The 20595-nt window shown below is 69.9% G+C and carries 20 protein-coding genes; 10 read left to right on the forward strand and 10 right to left on the reverse strand.

Annotated elements, in window-relative coordinates; genetic code table 11:
• Positions 1 to 24 precede the first annotated feature (24 nt).
• Complete coding sequence (locus BME24068_RS26645; protein WP_174927882.1) at positions 25 to 1275, reverse strand: MFS transporter; 1251 nt, start codon at positions 1273 to 1275, stop codon at positions 25 to 27.
• A 332-nt stretch (positions 1276 to 1607) separates the two neighbouring features.
• Between BME24068_RS26645 and BME24068_RS26650 the strand changes: the two genes are divergently transcribed.
• Together BME24068_RS26650 and BME24068_RS26655 are read left to right on the forward strand one after the other, a co-directional pair.
• On the forward strand, positions 1608 to 1820 hold the full coding sequence (locus BME24068_RS26650) for a hypothetical protein (RefSeq protein WP_011886311.1): 213 nt from the start codon (positions 1608 to 1610) through the stop codon (positions 1818 to 1820).
• 49 nt (positions 1821 to 1869) lie between these two features.
• The gene (locus tag BME24068_RS26655; protein ID WP_096508373.1) at positions 1870 to 2901 is read left to right on the forward strand and encodes a serine/threonine protein kinase; all 1032 of its coding nucleotides are present in this window, start codon (positions 1870 to 1872) and stop codon (positions 2899 to 2901) included.
• 72 nt (positions 2902 to 2973) lie between these two features.
• Here the strand turns inward: BME24068_RS26655 and BME24068_RS26660 are convergent, their stop codons facing one another.
• Positions 2974 to 4416, reverse strand: a complete 1443-nt coding sequence (locus tag BME24068_RS26660) for a coniferyl aldehyde dehydrogenase (RefSeq protein WP_174927883.1) — start codon at positions 4414 to 4416, stop codon at positions 2974 to 2976.
• 720 nt (positions 4417 to 5136) lie between these two features.
• Here BME24068_RS26660 and BME24068_RS26665 point away from each other — a divergent pair.
• On the forward strand, positions 5137 to 6777 hold the full coding sequence (locus BME24068_RS26665) for a GMC family oxidoreductase (RefSeq protein ID WP_174927884.1): 1641 nt from the start codon (positions 5137 to 5139) through the stop codon (positions 6775 to 6777).
• A 31-nt stretch (positions 6778 to 6808) separates the two neighbouring features.
• Here the strand turns inward: BME24068_RS26665 and BME24068_RS26670 are convergent, their stop codons facing one another.
• The 6 genes from BME24068_RS26670 to fliF are packed head-to-tail and all read right to left on the reverse strand — an operon-like array spanning position 6809 to position 13544.
• Complete coding sequence (locus tag BME24068_RS26670) at positions 6809 to 8089, reverse strand: flagellar hook-length control protein FliK (protein WP_174927885.1); 1281 nt, start codon at positions 8087 to 8089, stop codon at positions 6809 to 6811.
• A 31-nt stretch (positions 8090 to 8120) separates the two neighbouring features.
• Positions 8121 to 8579 carry a flagellar export protein FliJ gene (gene fliJ, locus BME24068_RS26675; RefSeq protein WP_096508369.1) on the reverse strand — a complete coding sequence of 153 codons (459 nt, stop codon included), beginning with the start codon at positions 8577 to 8579 and terminating at the stop codon, positions 8121 to 8123.
• Positions 8580 to 8584: 5 nt separating this feature from the next.
• The gene (fliI, locus tag BME24068_RS26680) at positions 8585 to 10126 is read right to left on the reverse strand and encodes a flagellar protein export ATPase FliI (protein WP_174927886.1); all 1542 of its coding nucleotides are present in this window, start codon (positions 10124 to 10126) and stop codon (positions 8585 to 8587) included.
• Positions 10120 to 10803 carry a flagellar assembly protein FliH gene (fliH, locus tag BME24068_RS26685; RefSeq protein WP_096508367.1) on the reverse strand — a complete coding sequence of 228 codons (684 nt, stop codon included), beginning with the start codon at positions 10801 to 10803 and terminating at the stop codon, positions 10120 to 10122. Before fliH ends, fliI begins: the two co-directional genes overlap by 7 nt.
• On the reverse strand, positions 10796 to 11791 hold the full coding sequence (gene fliG, locus BME24068_RS26690) for a flagellar motor switch protein FliG (protein ID WP_096508366.1): 996 nt from the start codon (positions 11789 to 11791) through the stop codon (positions 10796 to 10798). The genes fliH and fliG overlap by 8 nt, the downstream gene beginning before the upstream one ends.
• Positions 11781 to 13544, reverse strand: coding sequence for a flagellar basal-body MS-ring/collar protein FliF (gene fliF, locus BME24068_RS26695; protein ID WP_174927887.1), 1764 nt, complete (start codon positions 13542 to 13544; stop codon positions 11781 to 11783). The genes fliG and fliF overlap by 11 nt, the downstream gene beginning before the upstream one ends.
• Positions 13545 to 13797: 253 nt before the next feature.
• Here fliF and fliE point away from each other — a divergent pair, with 253 nt between their 5' ends.
• From fliE to BME24068_RS26730, 7 genes are all read left to right on the forward strand, one after another.
• Positions 13798 to 14142 (forward strand): flagellar hook-basal body complex protein FliE, encoded by a 345-nt coding sequence (gene fliE / locus BME24068_RS26700; protein WP_174927888.1) that lies wholly within the window; start codon positions 13798 to 13800, stop codon positions 14140 to 14142.
• A gap of 145 nt (positions 14143 to 14287) precedes the next feature.
• Positions 14288 to 14722, forward strand: a complete 435-nt coding sequence (gene fliS / locus BME24068_RS26705) for a flagellar export chaperone FliS (RefSeq protein ID WP_096508363.1) — start codon at positions 14288 to 14290, stop codon at positions 14720 to 14722.
• A complete protein-coding gene (locus tag BME24068_RS26710; protein WP_096508362.1) occupies positions 14719 to 15051 on the forward strand; it encodes a flagellar protein FliT in 333 nt (110 codons plus the stop codon). The genes fliS and BME24068_RS26710 overlap by 4 nt, the downstream gene beginning before the upstream one ends.
• A gap of 75 nt (positions 15052 to 15126) precedes the next feature.
• Positions 15127 to 16410, forward strand: a complete 1284-nt coding sequence (gene fliK / locus BME24068_RS26715; RefSeq protein WP_174927889.1) for a flagellar hook-length control protein FliK — start codon at positions 15127 to 15129, stop codon at positions 16408 to 16410.
• On the forward strand, positions 16407 to 16739 hold the full coding sequence (locus tag BME24068_RS26720) for an EscU/YscU/HrcU family type III secretion system export apparatus switch protein (RefSeq protein WP_174927890.1): 333 nt from the start codon (positions 16407 to 16409) through the stop codon (positions 16737 to 16739). The genes fliK and BME24068_RS26720 overlap by 4 nt, the downstream gene beginning before the upstream one ends.
• Positions 16696 to 16899: a hypothetical protein gene (locus tag BME24068_RS26725; protein WP_174927891.1), complete on the forward strand. Its 204-nt coding sequence runs from the start codon at positions 16696 to 16698 to the stop codon at positions 16897 to 16899. The genes BME24068_RS26720 and BME24068_RS26725 overlap by 44 nt, the downstream gene beginning before the upstream one ends.
• Positions 16900 to 17006: 107 nt before the next feature.
• Positions 17007 to 17726 (forward strand): PepSY-associated TM helix domain-containing protein, encoded by a 720-nt coding sequence (locus tag BME24068_RS26730; RefSeq protein ID WP_096508359.1) that lies wholly within the window; start codon positions 17007 to 17009, stop codon positions 17724 to 17726.
• An 86-nt stretch (positions 17727 to 17812) separates the two neighbouring features.
• Here BME24068_RS26730 and BME24068_RS26735 read toward each other — a convergent pair whose 3' ends face one another.
• Complete coding sequence (locus BME24068_RS26735; protein ID WP_096508358.1) at positions 17813 to 18838, reverse strand: XdhC family protein; 1026 nt, start codon at positions 18836 to 18838, stop codon at positions 17813 to 17815.
• 225 nt (positions 18839 to 19063) lie between these two features.
• A complete protein-coding gene (bcaP, locus tag BME24068_RS26740; RefSeq protein WP_174927892.1) occupies positions 19064 to 20464 on the reverse strand; it encodes a branched-chain amino acid transporter BcaP in 1401 nt (466 codons plus the stop codon).
• Positions 20465 to 20595: the final 131 nt, after the last annotated feature.

Below are 20595 nucleotides of genomic sequence, written 5' to 3' on the forward strand. Positions count from 1 at the left end.
GCCGGCGCGCGTGCACGAACGGCGTCACGCCGCGCCGCTGCGTTCGCGCGAGCGCAGCCACGCGGCGGCCGCCAGCCCGGCCATGAGCAGCATGGCGACGAGCGCCGCGACGCCGGGCCAGCCGTACGCGCTCCAGAAGCGTCCGCCGAGCGAGCCGACGATGCTCGAACCGAGATAGTAGGACAGCAGATACAGCGCGGCGGCCTGCCCCTTGCCTTGCGTCGCGAGGCGTCCGACCCAGCCGCTCGCGGTCGAATGCCCGGCGAAGAAGCCGAACGTCACGCACGCGATGCCGAACGCGATCGCGGCGACGGGCTGCAGCAGCGTCAGCGCGACGCCGGCCAGCATGATGACGACGCTCGCGATCAGCACGCGGCCGCGGCCGATCGAATCGGCCATCCGCCCCGACCACGGCGAGGCGACGACGCCGACCAGATAGACGATGAAGATCGCGCCGATCGTTGCCTGATTCATCGAATACGGCGGCGCGAGGAGCCGATAGCCGACGTAGTTGTACAGCGTGACGAAGCCGCCCATCAGGATGAAGGCCGTTGCAAACAGCACGGGCAATTCGCGGCGGCCGGCGAGATGTCGGGCGAGCGCCGCGCGATGCTGCGCGAAGCCGAGCCCGCGACGCGGCGTGAAATGGCGCGATGGCGGCAGCAACGCGCGAAATGCGAGCGTCGCGGCGAGGCCGAGCACGCCGATCGCACCGATCGCGATGCGCCACGTGAACAGGTCGGCGAGCACGCCCGCGATCACGCGCCCGGCCATCCCGCCGATCGCGTTGCCGCCGACGTAGAGTCCCATGGCGAGCCCGAGCCCGTCGGGGTGCACTTCCTCGGCGAGATATGCCATGCCGACGGCGGGCACGCCGCCGAGCGCGAGCCCGGTGAGCGCGCGCAGCACCAGCATCTGGTGCCAGTGCGGCGCGAACGCGGCGACGAGCGTGAGGAGCGACGACAGCATCAGCGATGCGGTCATCAGCCGGTGGCGGCTCAGCCCTTCGGACACGAAGCCCGCGACGAACACGGCCACGGCGAGCGCGCCCGTCGCGAACGACAGCGCGAGACTGCTTTGCGCGGGACTCACGCCGAACGCGTTCGAGAATTCCGGCAGCAGCGGCTGTACGTAGTAGAGCAGCGAGAAGGTCGCGTAGCCGGCGAACAGCAGCGCGATGCTCGCGCGCCAATAGTTGCGCGAACCACGTTCGAGATAGGGCGGGGATGCGTCGCGGCGCGAGGCCGCGGGCGTGGTTCCGTTGGATGCGGTCACGCGAAATCTCCTGACGGCCGGGCAAAGGGCAGACGATACGCCCGTTGCGCAATTCGCGTGCGCGCCGCGCGGCGGCCGGCCCGATTCGGCAGACAGTCACATTCGACAGGGTATGATGGGGGTATCCGCCCGTGCAAGCGCACGCGCGATGCAGTGGTTGATTGGAGACATTCGACGAATTCGCGGCACTTCACCCGCTTCTTCTTCTTTTCGCGCTTCGATAAACCGTGAACAATGGGATACGCGCAACACCCCGGCGAGGGCGGCGCGGATCGTGCATTTGCCGGCTCGCCAGCGGGTCGGGTTTCAAGTTTCAAGAGTGGGGAACCATCATGCATGTCGGGTCGATTGTCTGTACTACCCATATCGCGGTGCCGAAGGGCGCGCGCGGCATCGTTCAGCGCGTTCTGGGCGACATGGCCATGGTGACCTGGTACGCGGGCGTGCCGGGCGAGTCGAAAGAACTCAACACCGAGCCGTTCTTTCTCGAGGACCTGATCGACACCGGCGAATCCGTGCTGCCGGCCGGCGCCGCGATCCACTGAGCGTGCATGCCGCACCGGAAGCTCGTCTTTCGGCGCGGCTGACGGCACAATGCGGGGCATGAAAGACGTCACTTCCACCCCCGCCGCTCCCGCCGGCCCGCCGTTCGCCGGCCTCACGCCCGAGTGCGTGCTCGATGCGCTCGACAGCGTGTTGATGCCGGCCGGGCTGCGTACCGACGGGCGCCTGCTCGCCCTCAACAGCTACGAAAACCGCGTCTACCAGGTGGGCATCGAAGACGGCCCGCCGGTCGTCGCGAAGTTCTACCGGCCCGGGCGCTGGTCGGACGAAGCGATCCTGGAAGAGCACGCGTTCGTCGCCGAGCTCGCCGCGCGCGAGATTCCGGCCGTGCAGGCGCGCACGTTCGACGGCCGCACGCTGCACGCGTTCGACGGCTTCCGCTTCTCGATCTTCGAGCGGCGCGGCGGGCGGGCGCCCGATCTCGACCGCAGCGATACGCTCGAATGGCTCGGCCGCTTCATCGGCCGCATCCATGCGGTCGGCGCGACGCAGCCGTATGTCGCGCGCCCCGTGCTCGACATCCGCACGTTCGGCTACGAGCCGCGCGACTACCTGCTCGCGCACGATTTCATTCCGGACGACGTACGGCCCGCGTACGAAACGGCCGTCACGCTCGCGCTGGAAGGCGTCGAGGCGGCGTTCGAGCGCGCGGGCGAAATCCGCCTGCTGCGCACGCACGGCGATTGCCATCCGAGCAACGTGCTGTGGACCGACGCGGGCCCGCATTTCGTCGACTTCGACGACAGCCGGATGGCGCCTGCCGTCCAGGATCTGTGGCTGCTGCTGCCGGGCGATCGCGAAGGCGCATCGCGTGCGCTCGCCGACCTGCTCGCCGGGTACGAGGATTTCTGCGAATTCGAGCCGCGCGAACTGCATCTGGTCGAGGCATTGCGCACGCTGCGACTGATTCACTACGCGGCGTGGCTTGCGCGCCGCTGGGACGATCCGGCCTTTCCGGCCGCATTCCCGTGGTTCAACACGCATCGCTACTGGGAAGCGCGCGTCCTCGAACTGCGCGAGCAGATCGGCGCGATGCAGGAAGGGCCGCTCTGGCCCGTGTGACGGCGCGCGCGGCAGCGTCGCCGCGCGGCATTTTCAGGTGGATCGCCGCGCGTGACGCGCGGCCCGCGCCACCTAGAACTTCAGCATCATCTTGATCACCGCGGCGAAGCGCTTGCCGTAAGGCGGCGCGATCAGCCCGCGCATGTTCACGCGCGGCTGCGTGAGCACCGGCTTCATCTTCGAGAACGTCACGAAGCCGTCGTAGCCGTGATACGCCCCCATTCCGCTTGCGCCGACGCCGCCGAACGGCAGGCTGCCGCACGCGATGTGCATCAGCGTTTCATTGACCGTCACGCCGCCCGAGATCGTTTCGCGCATCACGCGGTCGATCGTGCCGCGGTCTTCGTCGAACAGATACAGCGCGAGCGGCCGCGGGCGCGCATTCACGTAGGCGATCGCCTCGTCGAGGCGCTCGTACGGCACGAGCGGCAACAGCGGCCCGAAGATTTCTTCCTGCATCAACTGCGATGCGGCCGGCACGTGCGTGACCGCACACGGCACGAAGCGGCGCGACGCGGGATCGGACGGCGCATCGGTCAGCGGATGCAGTTGCGCGCCGGCCGCCTGCGCGTCGGTCGCGAGTTGCTGCAGCCGCGCGTAGTGGCGCGGCGACACGATCGTCGTGTAATCGCCGTTGGCCGACAGGTCCGGATACAGCTTCGCGAAGCGCGCCCGCGCGCGCTCGATGAACGCGGCTTCCATCCCGCGCGGCAGCAGCACGTAGTCGGGCGCGATGCAGGTCTGGCCCGCGTTCAGCGTCTTGCCGCCGATGATCGCGTCGACGGCCGCGTCGAAGCGCGCGTTCGGGCCGACGATGGCCGGCGACTTGCCGCCGAGTTCGAGCGTGACGGGCGTCAGGTTGTCGGCCGCGGCACGCATCACGTGACGGCCGACGTGCGTCGAGCCGGTGAACAGCAGGTGATCGAACGGCAGCGCGCTGAACGCGGCGCCGAGCTCGGCATCGCCGTTCACGACCGCGACGTGATCGCGCGAGAAGGTCTTCGCGATCAATTGCTCGAACAGCGCGGACGTGCGCGGCGTCAGTTCGGACATCTTGACGATGGCGCGGTTGCCGGCGGCCAGCGCGCAGATCAGCGGGCCCGCTGCCAGCAGCACCGGGTAGTTCCACGGCACGACGATGCCGACCACGCCGAGCGGCTGCGGCAGCACCTTCGCGCGCGCCGGACGCAGCCACTTGTTCATCGGCTTGCGGATCGGCTTCATCCAGCGCTTGCCGTGCTTGAGCGCGTCGTCGATCTCTTCCTTCGCCATCCAGATTTCCGACAGCAGCACTTCCTGCTTCGCGCGATGACCGAAGTCGGCGCTGATCGCGTCGGCGAGCGCATCCGCGTGATCGATCAGCATCGTGCGCAGCGCGCGCAGATGCTGCGCGCGGGTGTCCCATTCCGGGTACGGCGCGCGCAGATAGGCCGCGCGCTGATCGCGCAGCAGCGACGTCAGCGCATCGAGCGACGGTAGCGCTTGCGGGGCCAGTTCGGGCAGGTCGTTTTTCATGTCGTCTCCTCCAGTGGGGCGTGGCGCGTCGGCCAGCGGTCAGGCCGCACGTGCCCGCTCGTCGAGCGTGGCGGGGCGGATCGGGGTGGCGCGCGTCGCGCGGCGCGGGGCCGGATGCGATACGCGGTCTGAAACCGGTTGCTGCGTGCGGCATGCGTCGCATCCGCGCGACGGTGTCCACATCCGAAAACGGGGTTGCACGGCACGCGCGCGGGACGCGATGCGCTGCCCGGCGTGCATGCGATGTCGTGCTGCGCGTGCGTGCCGATGCACCGGAGCGGGGCGGCGCGCTGCGCGCGGCCATGCGGAATCCGGTACGTCGTGCCGCGCGTGCGACAAGCCGTCCAAACGGTTGGCGGCGCCGCGCGCCGTTCGATTTCGATCGGCTGCGCGCGCGTTGCCGGACGTCACCGCATGGCCCGCCGTTTGAAATGAAATGCGGGCCGCGCGCAGTGCGTCCGGACGACCCGGTCGGCACACGGCCTGCAGAACCTGGCGCTGCATCGTCGTCTCCCCAGTTTCGCAACGGCGCGGCTTCTCGCGGCCGGTGCATCGCGTCGAATGAATCGATACATCTTAAATTTAGTTCACGCAGGCGTTTAGAGGAATCGCTCTTGAATCCGCGTGCCGCGCGCGCGACGGCCATTCCTACAATGCCCGAACATTACAAGCGTAGCCGGGCCGCGCCGGGTGCCGTTCATGACGCGAAGGAGACATGACATGCAATACGACTACATCATCGTTGGCGGAGGGTCGGGCGGGTCGAGCCTCGCCAGCCGTCTCGCCGATGCATGCCCCGACGCGACGATCGCGCTGATCGAGGCGGGCTCGCATACGGAGCGCAACCTGCTCGTGAACATGCCGGTGGGTATCGCGGCGCTCGTGCCGTTCAAGCTCGGCACGAACTACGGCTACGAGACGGTGCCGCAGCCGGGGCTTGGCGGCCGGCGCGGCTACCAGCCGCGCGGGCGCGGGATGGGCGGCTCGAGCGCGATCAACGCGATGATCTACACGCGCGGTCACCCGGGCGACTACGACGAGTGGGCGCAACTCGGCGCGACGGGCTGGGGCTGGCAGGACGTGTTGCCGTATTTCCGCCGCGCGGAAGGCAACCAGCGCGGCGCCGATGCGTGGCACGGCGCGGACGGCCCGTTGACCGTCTCCGATCTGCGCTTTCGTAATCCGTTCTCCGAACGATTCATCCAGGCCGCGCACGCGGCCGGCTATCCGCTGAACAACGACTTCAACGGCGCGACGCAGGAAGGCGTCGGCTTCTATCAGGTCACGCATCGCGACGGTTCGCGCTGCAGCGTCGCGCGGGCGTACATCTACGGCCGCAACCGGCCGAACCTGAACGTGATCACCGATGCGACGGTGCTGCGCGTGGGCTTCGACGGCAAGCGCGCGGTGGGCGTCGTGGTGTCGCGCAACGGCAGCGTCGAGACGCTCGGCGCACGCGCGGAGGTGATCCTGTCGGCCGGCGCGTTCAATTCGCCGCAACTGCTGATGTGCTCGGGGATCGGTCCGGCCGAGCAACTGCGCCGGCACGGGATCGCGGTGGTGCAGGATGCGCCGGATGTCGGCGCGAACCTGATCGACCATATCGACTTCATCATCAACACGCGCGTGAATTCGTCGCAGCTCGTCGGCATCTGCCTGCGCGGGATCGCGAAGATGACGCCGGCGCTCGCGCGCTACTTCTCGAGCCGCTCGGGGATGATGACGAGCAACGTCGCGGAAGCGGGCGGCTTCATCAAGAGCGATCCGTCGATCGATCGTCCGGACCTGCAGCTGCATTTCTGCACGGCGCTGGTCGACGATCACAACCGCAAGATGCACTGGGGTTTCGGCTATTCGCTGCACGTGTGCGCGCTGCGTCCGTACAGCCGCGGCACGGTCGCGCTCGCGAGCGGCGATGCGCGCGATGCGCCGTTGATCGATCCGCGCTTTTTCAGCGATTCACGCGATCTGGACCTGCTCGTGCGTGGCGCGCAGGCGATGCGCCGGATCCTGTCGCAGGCGCCGCTCGCGTCGCAGGGCGGGCGCGAGCTGTACACGCGGGCGGACCAGAGCGAAGCCGAGCTGCGTGCGACGATCGTCGCGCATGCCGACACGATCTATCACCCGGTCGGCACCTGCCGGATGGGCTCGGACGCGCGGGCGGTGGTGGATCCCCAATTGCGCGTGCGCGGCGTCGACGGGTTGCGCGTGGTGGATGCGTCGGTGATGCCGACGCTGATCGGCGGGAACACGAATGCGCCGTCGGTGATGATCGGCGAGCGCGCGGCGGACTTCATCGTCGCGGCGCGCAAGGGCGGCATGCCGCGCGGCGAGGCGGCCGCGGCGGTGCACGGCCGCTGAGCGGCACGCACCGGCACGCGGCGCGCGATGTTCAGGCAAACGTATCGACGAGGCCCACGCGGCTCACGGTCGCGGTGGCCGCTGCGGATTGCACGGCGTCGACCGGTGCATCGACGCCTGACGATCCGGCGCGTGCGCGCTGCGGCGACTGGCCGCCGGAGAAGCTCTGTTGCGCGTTCTGCTGTTGCGATGCGAAACCGCCGTCGCTGACGCTCGCGCTGCCGAGGCCGAGCCCGCCCGCTTCCATCGCTTCGCGCAGCTTCGGCAGCGCGGCTTCCACCGCATCGCGCACCTGTGCATGCTGCGACACGAACAGCGCGTGCGCGTGATTGTCGGCGACGCGCAGCACGACCTGCAGCGGGCCGAGGTCCGGCGGGTTCAGCGTCAGCTCGGCGCTCTGCTGGTGTGCGTTCGACAGGAACACGACCTTCTGGCTCAACGCGTCGGTCCAGTCGGCGGTGCCGACCTGTGGCGACAGCACGTGCGGGTTGGCCGCGGCGATCGCGCCGGCGGCCGGCGATGCCGGCACGCCGGACTGCGCCGCGGCGGCAGCCGTTGCGGCGGCCGCGGCCATCGCGTCGGCGCTCGGGCTCGCAGTGTCGCCGGTCTGCGCGAGCGCATGCGCAGCCGGCTCGGCGCTCGCGGCGGCCTGCAGCGCCTGCGCGTTGGCCTGCGTGGGTGTCTGCTGCGCGGCGAGCGCGCCTTTTGCGTCGGCAAGCGTGCGGTCGAACGCCGACGCTTTCGACGCGAGCGGCGCGGCGGCGGCCGATCCGGACGTCGCCGATGCCGTGCTCGCCCCGATCGCGCCCGCGCCGCCGGTCAGCTTCGCCAGCGCAGCCTGGAGCGCGTCGCGGCCCGATGCCGGCACGGCCGCCGCATCCTGGCTTGCGTGCCCCGCGGCATCCGGCTGGGCGGATGCCGCCGCGGCCGTCGCTGCATCGGCACTGGCCGGCGTTCCGTCGTTCGCGCGTGCTTGCAGCTGCGCCTGCACGGCGGCGGCGGCCGCGGCGAGCGCGGCGGCATCGCCATTGCTGGCGGTGCCCGCATCGTCGGCGGACTTGTCGTCGTCATCGCCGGGATGTCTGGCGCCGGCGGCCGGCGTCGACGACGCGTGTTTCGTCGCGGTATCCGGCTTGCTGCCGTGTGCCGTGTCGTGCCGCGTGACGACGCTGTGCTTCAGCGTCTGTGCGAACGGCGCGGCGGCCGGCGCGACCGCGGCATCGTTGCCGGCGGACGAACCCGCGCCGCGGACGGCGCCGAGTGCGGCGCCCGCGGTGTCGATCAGCGCGCCGAGCAGAGGAAGGGGAGGCATGGCGATTCTCTCGTTCGAAGGCGGTGGACGGTTATGCCGATCGGGCCGCGTCGGCCCGCATGCGCAGCATCTTCGCGGCGTGCTCGTCGGCGTCGCGCTGCTCGCGCTTCGCCTCGCGCTGCGCGTCCTGCGCGACGCCGCGCGCCTGCAGGATTTCGTATGAGCCGACGGTGCGCTTCTTCTGCTGCCAGTTCGGGCGCGCTTCGTCGATGCGCGCTTCGGCGGCGGCCAGCACATTGCGCTGCTGCGCGATCGCCGTGTCGAGCGTATCGATGAACGCCTGGAAATTGCGCCAGTTGCCGGCCGGCATGCCGTGCTGCGCGGACTGCGCGAAGTTCGCGTGGTACTCGTCGCGATAGCGCAGCAGCGCGTCGAGCTGTTCGGCGGCCGACGCGCGCTCGCGCTGCGCGGTGCCGAGCTGCTTCGCGGCCGTGTCGAGGTCTTCCTGCGCGCGGTCGAGCAGCAATTGAAGGGGAAAGCCGTGTGCCATCCGGGTCAGCCTCCGTATACGTCGAACAGCGCATCGAGCGCGGTGAGGCTGGACGCGAACGGCGCGCATTCGCGAAAGCCTTGCTGCAGGAACGATTCGATGCGCGGGTAGAGCGCGATCGCGCGGTCGAGCTGCGCGTCGCGGCCGGGCGCGTACGCGCCGACCGCGATCAGGTCGCGATTGCGCTGGTAGCGCGACAGCATCTGCTTGAACTGCCGCACGCGGTCGAGATGCTTTTCGTCGATCAGGGCGGTCATCGCGCGGCTGATCGACGCCTCGATGTCGATCGCCGGATAGTGGCCGGCCTCGGCGAGCGCGCGCGACAGCACGACGTGGCCGTCGAGAATGGCGCGCGCCGAATCGGCGATCGGGTCCTGCTGGTCGTCGCCTTCGGTCAGCACCGTGTAGAACGCGGTGATCGAGCCGCCGCCTTCGGGGCCGTTGCCGGTGCGTTCGACGAGCGCGGGCAGCTTCGCGAACACCGACGGCGGATAGCCTTTGGTCGCGGGCGGCTCGCCGATCGCGAGCGCGATCTCGCGCTGCGCCATCGCGTAGCGCGTGAGCGAATCCATCAGCAGCAGCACGTGCTTGCCCTGGTCGCGGAAATACTCGGCGAGCGACGTGGCGTACGCCGCGCCCTGCATCCGCAGCAGCGGCGACACGTCGGCCGGCGCCGCGACGACGACCGAGCGCGCGAGTCCGTCCTCGCCGAGGATCTGTTCGATGAATTCCTTCACTTCGCGGCCGCGTTCGCCGATCAGCCCGATCACGATCACTTCCGCGCTCGTGTAGCGCGCCATCGTGCCGAGCAGCACCGACTTGCCGACGCCGGAGCCCGCGAACAACCCCATCCGCTGCCCGCGGCCGACGGTGAGCAGCGCGTTGATCGCGCGCACGCCGACGTCGAGGACGTGGTGGATCGGCTCGCGATCGAGCGGGTTGATCGACGGCGCCGACAGCGGGGCGTCGGCGTTCGAGCCGAGCGGGCCGAGGCCGTCGAGCGGGCGGCCCGATGCGTCGACGACGCGCCCGAGCATCTTCCAGCCGACCGGCAGCCGCTTGGCGCCCGCGAGCGGGTCGGTGACGGGCGCGTTCTCGAGCGGCCACACGCGCGCGCCGGGCAAGACGCCCGCGACGTCGGTGGTCGGCATCAGGAACAGGCGGTCGCCGGAGAAGCCGACGACTTCCGCTTCCGCGTGCGGCAGCGTGCTGCCTGGCGGCAATTCGATCGTGCATTCGGCGCCGACCGACAGGCGCAGCCCGATCGCCTCCAGCACGAGGCCGGCTGCACGCGTGAGGCGCCCGCACGGGCGCAGCGGCAGCGCGCGCTGACTGCGCTCGGCGAGCCCGTTCAGGTGCGAGCGCCACTGTGCGAGATGCGGATTGTGCGGTGCGCGTGGCGCGTCGTCGGGCGTGCCGACCGCGAGCGGCTTCGCATGGCGGGCGGGGTCGTGTGCGCCGTCGGAGCCGAACGACGCGAGCGCGAGTTCGCGTTCGAGCGGCGTCATGCCGTCGTGCGCGAACGACTCGGGCACGCGCGTCACCACGCGCCCACCTTGCCGATCGCGGCGGCGACGCGCTGCCAGCGCGTGGGCAGCGTTGCGTCGACTTCGCCGGTGGCCGCATGCGCGCGGCAGCCGCCGCGCTCGATCGACGCGTCGGTGCGCACGTTCCAGCCGAGCGTATCGAGATCGTCCTGCAGATACGCTTCGACGACGGGCAGGTCGGCCGGATTCACCGCGAGATGCGGCGCGCCGGACAGCGCCGGCTCGGCGGCGAGCACGTCGCGCACGGCCGCGACGAGCGCGGCGGGATCATGCTTCACGTGCTGGCGCACGACCTGCTGCGCGATGTCGAGCGCGAGCTGCGCGAGGTCGGCCGCGAGATCGTGCCCGGCGTTCGACACGGCTTCGCGAAACGACGCGGCGAGGGCCGCGAGCTGCGCGGCCTGTTCGCGCGCTTCGGCTTGGCCGGCCTCGAAGCCCTGCGCGTGGCCCTGCTCGAAACCCGCCTGGTAGCCGCGTGCCTGGCCTTCGACGTGCCCGGCCGCATGGCCTTCGGCGTGCGCGGCGTCGCGCACGCGCTGCAATTCCTCGGCGAGCGCGGCGGCCGCCGCTGCCGCATCGTCGGCAGGCGGCGGGGGCGGCGGCGGATCGAACGACGTCATCTCCCACCGCTGGTACGCGGTGAGGGTGCCGGCGCGCGCGCGCTTGGAATCAGACATACGCGTCTTCCGACTTGCCGCCGATCACGACCTGGCCGCTTTCGGCGAGGTTGCGCACGATCTGCAGGATGCGGCGCTGCTGCGTTTCGACTTCGGACACGCGCACCGGGCCGCGCGCGTCGAGATCCTCGGCGAGCAGTTCGGCCGCGCGCTGCGACATGTTCGCGAGGAACTTCTGGCGCAGCGCGGGCGGCGCGCCCTTCAGCGCGACGATCAGCGTTTCCGACTCGACTTCCTTCAGCACCATCTGGATCGCGCGGTCCTCGAGGTCGAGCAGGTTCTCGAACACGAACATCTGGTCGATGATCTTCTGCGCGAGATCGGCGTCGTACTGGCGCACGCTTTCGAGCACGCCTTCTTCATGGTTGCTCGTCATGAAGTTCAGGATCTCGGCCGCGGTGCGGATGCCGCCCATCGGGCTGCGCTTGAGGTTGTCGCTGCCGGACAGCAGGCCGGTCAGCACGTCGTCGAGCTCGCGCAGCGCGGCCGGCTGGATGCCGTCGAGCGTCGCGATCCGCAGCATCACGTCGTTGCGCAGCCGCTCGGCGAAGCACGACGCGATCTCGGACGCCTGGTCGCGGTCGAGGTGCACGAGGATCGTCGCGATGATCTGCGGGTGCTCGTTCTTGATCAGCTCGGCGACGGCGCCCGAGTCCATCCACTTGAGACCCTCGATGCCGCTCGTGTCGCTGCCCTGCAGGATGCGGTCGATCAGCACGCCGGCCTTGTCTTCGCCGAGCGCCTTGGTCAGCACCGAGCGGATGTAGTCGCTCGAATCGAGCGACAGCGCGGTGTGTCCCTCGGCTTCCTTCACGAAGTCCTGCAGCACGTCGTCGATCTGCTCGCGCGTGACGTTCTTCAGCGCGGCCATCGCGGCGCCGATCTTCTGGACCTCGCGCGGTGCGAGGAACCTGAATACCTGGGCGGCTTCTTCCTCGCCGATCGACATCAGCAGCAGCGCGCTCTTGGTCAAACCTTCAGCGTTCATCGGACACCCAATTCTTCACGACGGTGGCGACGATCTTCGGATCCCGGCGGGCGATCGTGCGCGCATAGTCGAGGTTGCGTTCGTGGCGGTGCTTCTCGTTCTCGAAGCCGAGCTGCAGCGGGTCGGCTTCGTCGGCGCCGAGCTGCGCGGGCAGGCCGTCGAGCGCGACCGGATCGTCCGGCGCCGCGAGCGCCGGCGCGACCGGCTGCGGCGGCGGGAACGCGCGGCGCATCGCCGGGCGCACGAACATGAAATAGAGCGCGATCGCGGCGACCGCGATGCCGAGCCACTTCGCGACTTCCTTCGCCATCGCGATCATGTCCGGCTGGCGCCACCACGGCAGGTCGGCGTACGGGTCGCTCACGCTCGAGAACGCGCTGTTCACGACGTTGACGGAGTCGCCGCGCTTCTCGTCGTAGCCCATCGCGTCCTTCACGAGCTGCTCGACCTGCGCGAGCTTCGCGGGCGGCAGCGGCTGCATCGTCACGTGGCCCTTCGCGTCGGCGACCGGCTGGTAATTGACGACGACGGCGACCGACAGCCGCTTCACGTTGCCCATCGGCTGCTCGAGATGGCGGATCGTCTTGTCGAGCTCGTAGTTGGTCGTCTGGTCCTTGCGGTCGCTGACCGGCGTCGTCTGCGGCCCGCCCTGGCCGTTGGCGGCGACGACCGGCGCGGAAGCCGGCTGCGGCGGCGTGTTCGACAGCGCGCCCGGCACGCCCGATGCGCCGCCCTGCGCGAGTTCGGTCGCGCTGCTGGTCTGCTGGCTGCGGATCGCGGCCTGCTGCGGCGTGCCGTTCGGGCCGTAGCTTTCCGAGGTCTGCTCGATCTTCGAGAAATCGACGTCCGCGCTGACCTGCGAGCGCGCGTTGCCGGTGCCGAAGATCGGCGCGAGGATCGCGTCGATGCGCTTTTGCGTATTGCCCTCGATCTGCTGCACGTACTTGAGCTGGCTCGCGTCGAGGCCGGACACCGACGCGGACTGCGTGAGCAGGTTGCCGTCCTGGTCGACGATCGTCACGTTCTTCGCGGGCATGTCGGGCACGCCGGACGACACCATCCGCGTGATCGCCTGCACCTGGCCGTCGTCGAGCACGCGGCCCGGGTAGAGATCGACGAACACGGACGCGCTCGGCGCTTCCTTGTCGCGCACGAACACCGACGGCTTCGGGATCGCGAGATGCACGCGCGCGCCGCGCACGGCGTTGATCGACTCGATCGTGCGTTGCAGCTCGCCTTCGAGCGCGCGCTGGTAGTTCACCTGCTCGGCGAACTGGCTGATGCCGAATTTCTGGTTGTCCATCAGCTCGAAGCCGACCGAGCCGCCCTTGGGCAGGCCCATCGCGGCGAGCTTCAGGCGCGTTTCATGCACCTGGTTCGACGGCACGAGGATCGCGCCGCCGGCGTCGGCGAACTTGTACGGCACGTTGGCCTGCTGGAGCGCGGTGATGATCGCGCCGCCGTCGCGGTCCGACAGGTTGCTGTACAGCACGCGATAGTCGGGCGCGCGGCTCCACAGCACGAGCGCGGTGATCACGGCGACCGCGAACGCGACGGCGATCACGAACGGCAGCTTCGGGTTGCCCTTCATCCGCGAGATGCCCGGGATGCGTTCGGCGAAGCCGCCCAACCCGAAGTCCGCGCCAGCGCCGCCCGCTCCCGGCAGCGCGGCGGCCGCGGTGGCGCCTGGCACCGGGCTGGCGAGGCCCGCGCGGGCGTCGGGGTTGATCAGCGAATTGGCCTGCGAATCCATGCGACGAGTTTCTCCGGAGCGGGACGACTGAGCCGCTCGGACGAGCGGACAGACAATGACACGATGCGATTATCGTGATCCGGCGGCGCGTCCGATCGACCGAAAAGAGCGGGGTTTCCCCCGTACTTTCGCGGCTTTGGCGTGTGGTGCGCTGCTATCCTTTTTCGCGATCCGGCATGGTGCGCGTCGTGCGGCGCCGGCGGATCGCCCGGTCAGGCCGGGTCTCTTCTCTTAATTCAAGTCTGGGGACAGCATGACTGCCAACGTCAGCGGAATCGGATCGGTGTTGCAACAGATGCAGGCGATGGCCGCGCAGGCGTCCGGCGGGGTCACGAGCCCTGCGGCCGCGCTCGCCGGCTCCGGCGCCGCGACCGCCGGCACGTTCGCGAGCGCGATGAAGGCGTCGCTCGACAAGATCAGCGGCGACCAGCAGCACGCGCTGGGCGAGGCGCAGGCGTTCGAAGTCGGCGCGCCGAACGTGTCGCTGAACGACGTGATGGTCGACATGCAGAAGGCCAACATCGGCTTCCAGTTCGGGCTCCAGGTCCGCAACAAGCTCGTGAGCGCCTACAACGACATCATGCAGATGTCGGTGTGACGCGCGCCGGCCGGCCGCGTCGACGGGCCGGCGGCCCGCGCGCCTAAAGCTTTTCAATTTCCTTCCGATAACTGCGGAAGATGGCCGCGTCGTGCAATGCAGGGCGGCGGCCTCCGCATAGCCAACGCATCAAAAGGAGAAGCGCATGTTTTCCCCAGGACACGCTGGAGCCAGTGCGTACGCGCGTGTCGGCGTCGAGACGGGGGTGATGGGCGCGTCCCCGCACCGGCTGATCGCGATGCTGTACCAGGGCGCGCGGCAGGCCATCGCGCTCGCGCGCCTGCACTTGCAGCAAGGCAACGTGCCGGCCCGCGGCGAAGCGATCGGCAAGGCGATCGGGATCGTCGAGAGCGGCCTGCAGGCTTCGCTGAACCGCGACGCGGGCGGCGAGATCGCCACGCGCCTCGACGCGCTGTACGCGTATATCGGCCGGCGCCTGCTGCAGGCCAATGCGGACGCGAGCGATGCGATGCTGGTCGAGGCCGACGGGCTGCTCGCGACGCTCGAGGAAGCATGGACGGGCATCGCGCCGGAAGTCGCGCGCATGGCCGCACAACAGGCAGCGGGCGCGGCGCGATGAATCGCAAGGCCGAGTATTTCGCGCGTTACGAGGCGCTCGCGGCCGTGTCGGGCCGGATGCTGTGCGCCGCGCGCGGCGCGGACTGGAGCGCGCTGCCGGAATTGCAGGCCGAATTCCTGCAACTCGTCGACGGGCTGAAGGAGGCCGATCCGGGCGTCACGCTCGACGAATCGGATCTCGGCCGCAAGCTCGGCCTGATTCGCCGCATCCTCGCCGACGACGCCGCGATTCGCGATCTCGCGAGCCCGGAAGTCGCGCGGCTGTCCGCGCTGTTCGAGGCGCGGCGCTCGACCAAGGTATTGACCGATCTCTACCGCGCACGCGGGTAGCGTTCGTTGGCCGCGGCCGCGGTTCCCGCGCGCCCGGATTCGCAACGAGGTGGCTGAGGTGAGCAGGCTCCGATCATGACCGGTATCGACTCCGTTGCGGCCGCCCTGCTGGCGAGCCGTCTCGACAGCCTGCTGACCGGCACCGTGTCGGCGCCCGCCGGCGGCGGCGCGACCGCGCAGGTCGGCACGCCGGGCACCGGCGCTTCGTCGATGCCGGCGGCGAACGGCTCGCCTGCCGCGCCGCCGGCCTCCGCGCAAACCGCGCTGTCCGATGTCGCGCTCGTGCTCGATGCGATTTCGCGCGCGGGCGGCGCCGCGACCCCCGTGGTCGCCGGGCGAGCGCCGCTGCTGGCCGATCCCGCCGTGCTGCTGACCGATCCGGCACCGCCGCCGGCGTTCGGTCCGGCCGCGTCGGCCGCCGCTTCTACCACTTCTGCCGCGATTGCCGCCGCGCCGCCCGTCGCGGTGCTGCATGCCGCACTCGCGCAGGCCGTGAGCGAAAGCGGCCTCTTCTACGAATCCCATCTCGCGCAATGGCTGGCCGGCCAGCGCCCGCTCGCCGCGCTGCTGCGCGAACCGCAGGCGCGGCTTGCCGCGCTCGGGCAGGCTGCCGCGGACGGTGCGTCCGACGCGCTCGACGAACTGCTCGCGCCGCGCTCGCCGCTGCCGGCCGCAGCACGAACCGCCGCGCAGCCGGGCGGCACGATGCCGAACGAACTCGCGCAGAACGCTGCCGCGGGCGCGCGGCAATACACATCGTCGGGCGCGGCCGGCATGGCCGCCGATCCGCTCGGCGAACACGCCGACGTGCGCTGGACGCCCGCGCGTGCCGAACTGGCCGCTGCTTCGTCCGACCCGCAGGCGCCGGCCGCGGCTTCCGTGCACCCGGACGCCGTGCCGATCGTCAGGCAGCAGCTCGATGCGCTCGCGACCGACCAGTTCCGCTGGAGCGGCGAGGCATGGCCCGGCGCGCGCCTCGACTGGACGATCGAGCCCGACGAACACGGCGGCCGCGCATCGCGCAGCGACGACGCGGGCGACGGCATCGCATGGCGCACGCGGCTGACGCTGACGTTGCCGTCGCTCGGCACCGTCGATGCGGAACTGGTGTTGAACGGCGCGCAACTCGTCGCGCGGCTGCGCGCGAATTCGACCGGCGCCGACCGCCTCACACGCAACGAGGCTGCGCTGCGGCAACGGTTCGAGGGATCGGGGCTGCAGCTCGGCGGGCTGTCGATCCGCGCGGTCGACGACGAACCCGACGATTTCGACCCGCTGGCCGCACGGGCGGCGTCCGCCGCGTATGCGCGCAGCGCGGCCGCCGGCTCGCCTGATCTCGACGACGACTTGCCGCGATGAGCATGACGTCCCGCAAGCGCGCAGCCGCGCTGGTCTACGATCCGAAAGGCGGCGATGCGGCCCCGCGCGTGGTCGCGAAGGGCTATGGGCTGCTCGCGGAGATGATCGTCGCCCGCGCGCACGATGCAGGGCTGTACGTGCATACGGCGCCGGAGATGGTGTCGTTGCTGATGCAGGTCGATCTCGACGACCGGATTCCGCCGCAGCTTTATCAGGCCGTCGCGGATCTGCTCGCGTGGCTGTATTCGCTCGATCGCACCGAGGCCGGCCCCGAGGCCGAGCAGGGTGACGCCGCGCCACGCTTTCCGCTGCCGCCGCTACGCCGCTGAGCGCCTGGCGCAGCCCGATTTCTTGCGAAATGCTGTCTTTGTCTTTCGCGATGATTTCGTCGACATCTCGCTTTTATTTTTCTCGATTGATGCGCAAATGTCGCGCTTCATCGGCTATCGCCGGATTTTTTCGCCCGCCTGGGTCGCCCTGGCGGATTGAGCGCCGCCGCAGTTTATGTAATGATATCCATTCTCATTTTCATGCTGCCCGGGCGACGCGCGATTTCCGTGCGCCGCCCGTTGCTTTGGACGAATGGAAGCTTTTGCGTGAACGCGCCCGAAACGATCGCCCCGCCGCAGGCGGGCATTACCGTGCTGCATCCGGCCGCACGCCCGCTGACCGACGACGAACTGGCTGCCCGCCGCCGGCGTTCGCGCCGCGCGACCTTCATCAAATGGCTGCGCAAGGTGCACGGCTGGGTCGGGCTATGGGGCGCGGTGCTCGGGCTGCTGTTCGGCGTGACGGGCGTGCTGCTCAATCACCGCGCGCCGCCGCTGAAGATTTCGACCGGCGAGCCGCAGGTCGAGCAGATGCAGATCGCGTTGCCGGACCCGGTGCCGAAGTCGCCCGCCGCGATGACGAAGTGGCTGCAGCACGAGCTGCACTTCGACGGCCGCCCGGGGCGCATGCGCAAGGAGCCGGCGCAACCGGTCGCGTGGGGCGACAAGCGCGTGATGCAGCCGGAGCACTGGCAGATGGGCCTGTTCGGGCCGCACCAGAACCTGCAGGCCGAATACTGGGTGGGTAACGGCTACGTGTCGGTGAAGCGCACCGGCAACACGTTCCTGACGACGCTGAACAACCTGCATCGCGGCGTCGGGATGAACCTCGGCTGGGTGCTGCTGATGGACACGATCGCGGGGTCGCTGATCCTGTTGTCGCTGACGGGCGTGCTGCTGTGGACGGAGCTGAACAAGCGTCGCACGGTGGGCGTCGTGCTGGTGGCCGGCTCGGTCGCGGCGGCGCTCGCCGCGGGCCTCGCCTGATTCGCTCGCGGCATGAGTCGCGCCGGCTTGCCGCCGGCGCGTAGCGCGCGTCCGGCGGCGCGGCGGCAAGCCGGCGCCGGCCGGGCTCAGAGGCCGCAGGTCGCGCCGTTGCTGGCCGCGATCTCGCGCGCGGCTTTCGCGCCCTCGACCTGCAGGATCGTCGGCAGCGACACGTTGTTCTTCGCGGCCGTCACCTCGGCGAGGATCGAGATCGCGATTTCCGGTGGCGTGCGGCTGCCGATGTAGATGCCGGCCGGCCCGTGCAGCCGCGCGAGTTCCACGTCGTTCAGGTCGAATTCGAGCAGCCGCTCGCGCCGCGCCGCGTTGTTGCGCCGCGAGCCGAGCGCGCCGACGTAGAACGCGGGCGTCTTCAGCGCCTCCATCAGCGCGAGATCGTCGAGTTTCGGGTCGTGCGTGAGCGCGATCACGGCCGAACGCGCATCCAGCTTCATGTCGAGCACCGTATCGTCGGGCATCGTATGCACGACGCGCGTGCCGGGCACGTCCCACGCATCCGTGTATTCCTCGCGCGGGTCGCACACCGTCACCTGGTAGTCGAGCCCGACCGCGATCTGGCACAGATAGCGCGACAACTGCCCCGCGCCGATCACGAGCATCCGGTAGCGTGGCCCGTGGATCGTCACGAGCCGCTCGCCGTCGAACGCGAGGCCGTCGGCCGCCTGCGCGGGCGACAGCGATGCGCGGCCGGTCGCGAGCGTCATCGTGCGCGTGACGAGGCGGCCGGCTTCCACTTCCGCGCAGAGCGCGGCGATCCCGCTGTCGCGCGTGAGCGGCTCGAGCACGAGCTGGATCGTGCCGCCGCACGGCAGCCCGAAACGGTGCGCCTCTTCGGCCGTCACGCCGTACTTGACGGCTTCCGGGCGCGCGTCGGCCGCGATGCCGCTCGCATGCACGCGGGCGATCAGGTCATCCTCGATGCACCCGCCGGACACGGAACCGACCACGAGCCCGTCCTCGCGCACCGCGAGCATCGCGCCCTCGGGGCGCGGCGACGAACCCCACGTCTTCACGACCGTCACGAGCAGCACGCGGCGTCCTTCGTCGAGCCAGCGCGCGCTCGACTTCAACACGTCGAGATCCACACTTTCCATCGTCGTTACCTCATTGATTGGCCGCATTATGAACCGCCTGCCGCGGCCCTGCTTGCGGTGCGCCGGCGCGCGGATGTCGGCCGCCGGGGAGCGGGCGGCGGCGGTTCGGACGGCCGGTCCGGCCTGCGCGGGCGGGCAGTGCGCCGCGCCGGAAAAGCAAACGGCGCGCCCGCGAGGCGGGTGCGCCGTGTCGGGCGGGGCGACGCAGCGCGCCGCCGCCGGGCGTCAGTCCGCGTGGCCGCGGGCGAGCTTCGAGTTGTGTCGCGAATACAGGAAGTAGATCACGAGGCCGATCACGAGCCAGATGCCGAACGCGGCCCACGTGACGGGCTGCAGGTTCAGCATCAGGAACAGGCATGCGCCGACCGCGAGGATCGGCACCACCGGCACGCCCGGGCAGCGGAACGCGCGCGGCAGGTCCGGATGCGTGTGGCGCAGCACGAGCACCGCGATCGACACCATCGAGAACGCGGCGAGCGTGCCGATGTTGATCAGCTCGGCGAGCACGTTGAGCGGCACGAGGGCGGCGATCAGGCCGAAGAACAGGCCCACGAGCCAGGTCGTCAGGAACGGCGTCGCGTAGCGCGGATGCACGCGCGACAGCGTCGCCGGCAGCAGCCCGTCGCGCGACATCGCGAAGATGATCCGCGTCTGGCCGTAGCTCATCACGAGGATCACGGTCAGCATGCCGAGCACCGCGCCGAGATCGATGAAGCCCGCGACCCACTTCTCGCCGGCGATCTGCAGCGCATACGAGATCGGGTGAGACACGTTCGCGTACTGGGCCGACGGCACGATGCCGGTCGCGATCGCGGCAACCGTCACGTACAGCACCGCGCACACCGCGAGCGACGCGATGATGCCGATCGGCAGGTCGCGCTTCGGATTCTTCACCTCTTCGGCCGCCGACGACACCGCATCGAAGCCGATGAACGCGAAGAACATCACGGCCGCCGCGCCGAACACGCCGTTCCAGCCGTGCGGCATGAACGGCTTCCAGTTCGCGGGCGTCACGTGGAACACGCCGACCGCGATCACGAGCAGCACCACCGACACCTTGATGAACACCATGATGTTGTTGATGCGGGTCGACTCGCGGATGCCGATCGACAGCAGCGTCGTGATCACCAGCATCACGAGGAACGCGGGCAGGTTGAACCACGTGACGACGCCGGGCATCGCGCCGGGGGCGGCGGTCAGCACGGTCGGCAGCGTGAGCCCGAAGCCCTGCAGCAGCGACTGCAGGTAGCCCGACCAGCCGACCGACACGGCCGATGCCGCGAGGCCGTACTCGAGCATCAGGTCCCAGCCGATGATCCACGCGACGAGTTCGCCGAGCGTGGCGTACGAATACGTGTAGATCGAGCCCGCGACGGGGATCGTCGACGCGAACTCGGCGTACGACAGCGCCGCGAGCCCGCACGCGATCGCGGCGATCACGAACGACAGCATCAGCGCGGGACCGGCCTGCACGGCGCCGGTGCCGGTCAGCACGAAGATGCCGGTGCCGATGATCGCGCCGATGCCGAGGAAGGTCAGGTCGATCGCGCCGAGCGCTTTCTTGAGCCCGGCGCCGTGCGCGCCGGCGATCATGCGATCGACGTTTTTCTTGCGGAAGAGGGACATTGCGATGGATCGATCGCCAGCGCGCGCGAACGCGGGGCGCTGACTGAGTGAAAACCCGTAATTTTAGCCGATTTGGCGCGAAAGACCCGCTGCGACGCAGCGGCACGGCACGGAATCGTCAGATAAAACAA

This window comes from Burkholderia anthina (assembly GCF_902498995.1).
In the GTDB taxonomy this organism is placed as follows: Bacteria; Pseudomonadota; Gammaproteobacteria; order Burkholderiales; family Burkholderiaceae; genus Burkholderia; species Burkholderia anthina.

What these genes read in the sequence shown, in the direction of transcription:
- BME24068_RS26650 (WP_011886311.1), top strand. Translation starts at nt 1,608, where the DNA reads ATGCATGTCGGGTCGATTGTCTGTACTACCCATATCGCGGTGCCGAAG.
- BME24068_RS26655 (WP_096508373.1), top strand. Translation starts at nt 1,870, where the DNA reads ATGCGGGGCATGAAAGACGTCACTTCCACCCCCGCCGCTCCCGCCGGC.
- BME24068_RS26660 (WP_174927883.1), bottom strand. Translation starts at nt 4,416, where the DNA reads ATGAAAAACGACCTGCCCGAACTGGCCCCGCAAGCGCTACCGTCGCTC.
- BME24068_RS26665 (WP_174927884.1), top strand. Translation starts at nt 5,137, where the DNA reads ATGCAATACGACTACATCATCGTTGGCGGAGGGTCGGGCGGGTCGAGC.
- BME24068_RS26670 (WP_174927885.1), bottom strand. Translation starts at nt 8,089, where the DNA reads ATGCCTCCCCTTCCTCTGCTCGGCGCGCTGATCGACACCGCGGGCGCC.
- fliJ (WP_096508369.1), bottom strand. Translation starts at nt 8,579, where the DNA reads ATGGCACACGGCTTTCCCCTTCAATTGCTGCTCGACCGCGCGCAGGAA.
- fliH (WP_096508367.1), bottom strand. Translation starts at nt 10,803, where the DNA reads ATGTCTGATTCCAAGCGCGCGCGCGCCGGCACCCTCACCGCGTACCAG.
- fliG (WP_096508366.1), bottom strand. Translation starts at nt 11,791, where the DNA reads ATGAACGCTGAAGGTTTGACCAAGAGCGCGCTGCTGCTGATGTCGATC.
- fliF (WP_174927887.1), bottom strand. Translation starts at nt 13,544, where the DNA reads ATGGATTCGCAGGCCAATTCGCTGATCAACCCCGACGCCCGCGCGGGC.
- fliE (WP_174927888.1), top strand. Translation starts at nt 13,798, where the DNA reads ATGACTGCCAACGTCAGCGGAATCGGATCGGTGTTGCAACAGATGCAG.
- fliS (WP_096508363.1), top strand. Translation starts at nt 14,288, where the DNA reads ATGTTTTCCCCAGGACACGCTGGAGCCAGTGCGTACGCGCGTGTCGGC.
- BME24068_RS26710 (WP_096508362.1), top strand. Translation starts at nt 14,719, where the DNA reads ATGAATCGCAAGGCCGAGTATTTCGCGCGTTACGAGGCGCTCGCGGCC.
- fliK (WP_174927889.1), top strand. Translation starts at nt 15,127, where the DNA reads ATGACCGGTATCGACTCCGTTGCGGCCGCCCTGCTGGCGAGCCGTCTC.
- BME24068_RS26720 (WP_174927890.1), top strand. Translation starts at nt 16,407, where the DNA reads ATGAGCATGACGTCCCGCAAGCGCGCAGCCGCGCTGGTCTACGATCCG.
- BME24068_RS26735 (WP_096508358.1), bottom strand. Translation starts at nt 18,838, where the DNA reads ATGGAAAGTGTGGATCTCGACGTGTTGAAGTCGAGCGCGCGCTGGCTC.
- bcaP (WP_174927892.1), bottom strand. Translation starts at nt 20,464, where the DNA reads ATGTCCCTCTTCCGCAAGAAAAACGTCGATCGCATGATCGCCGGCGCG.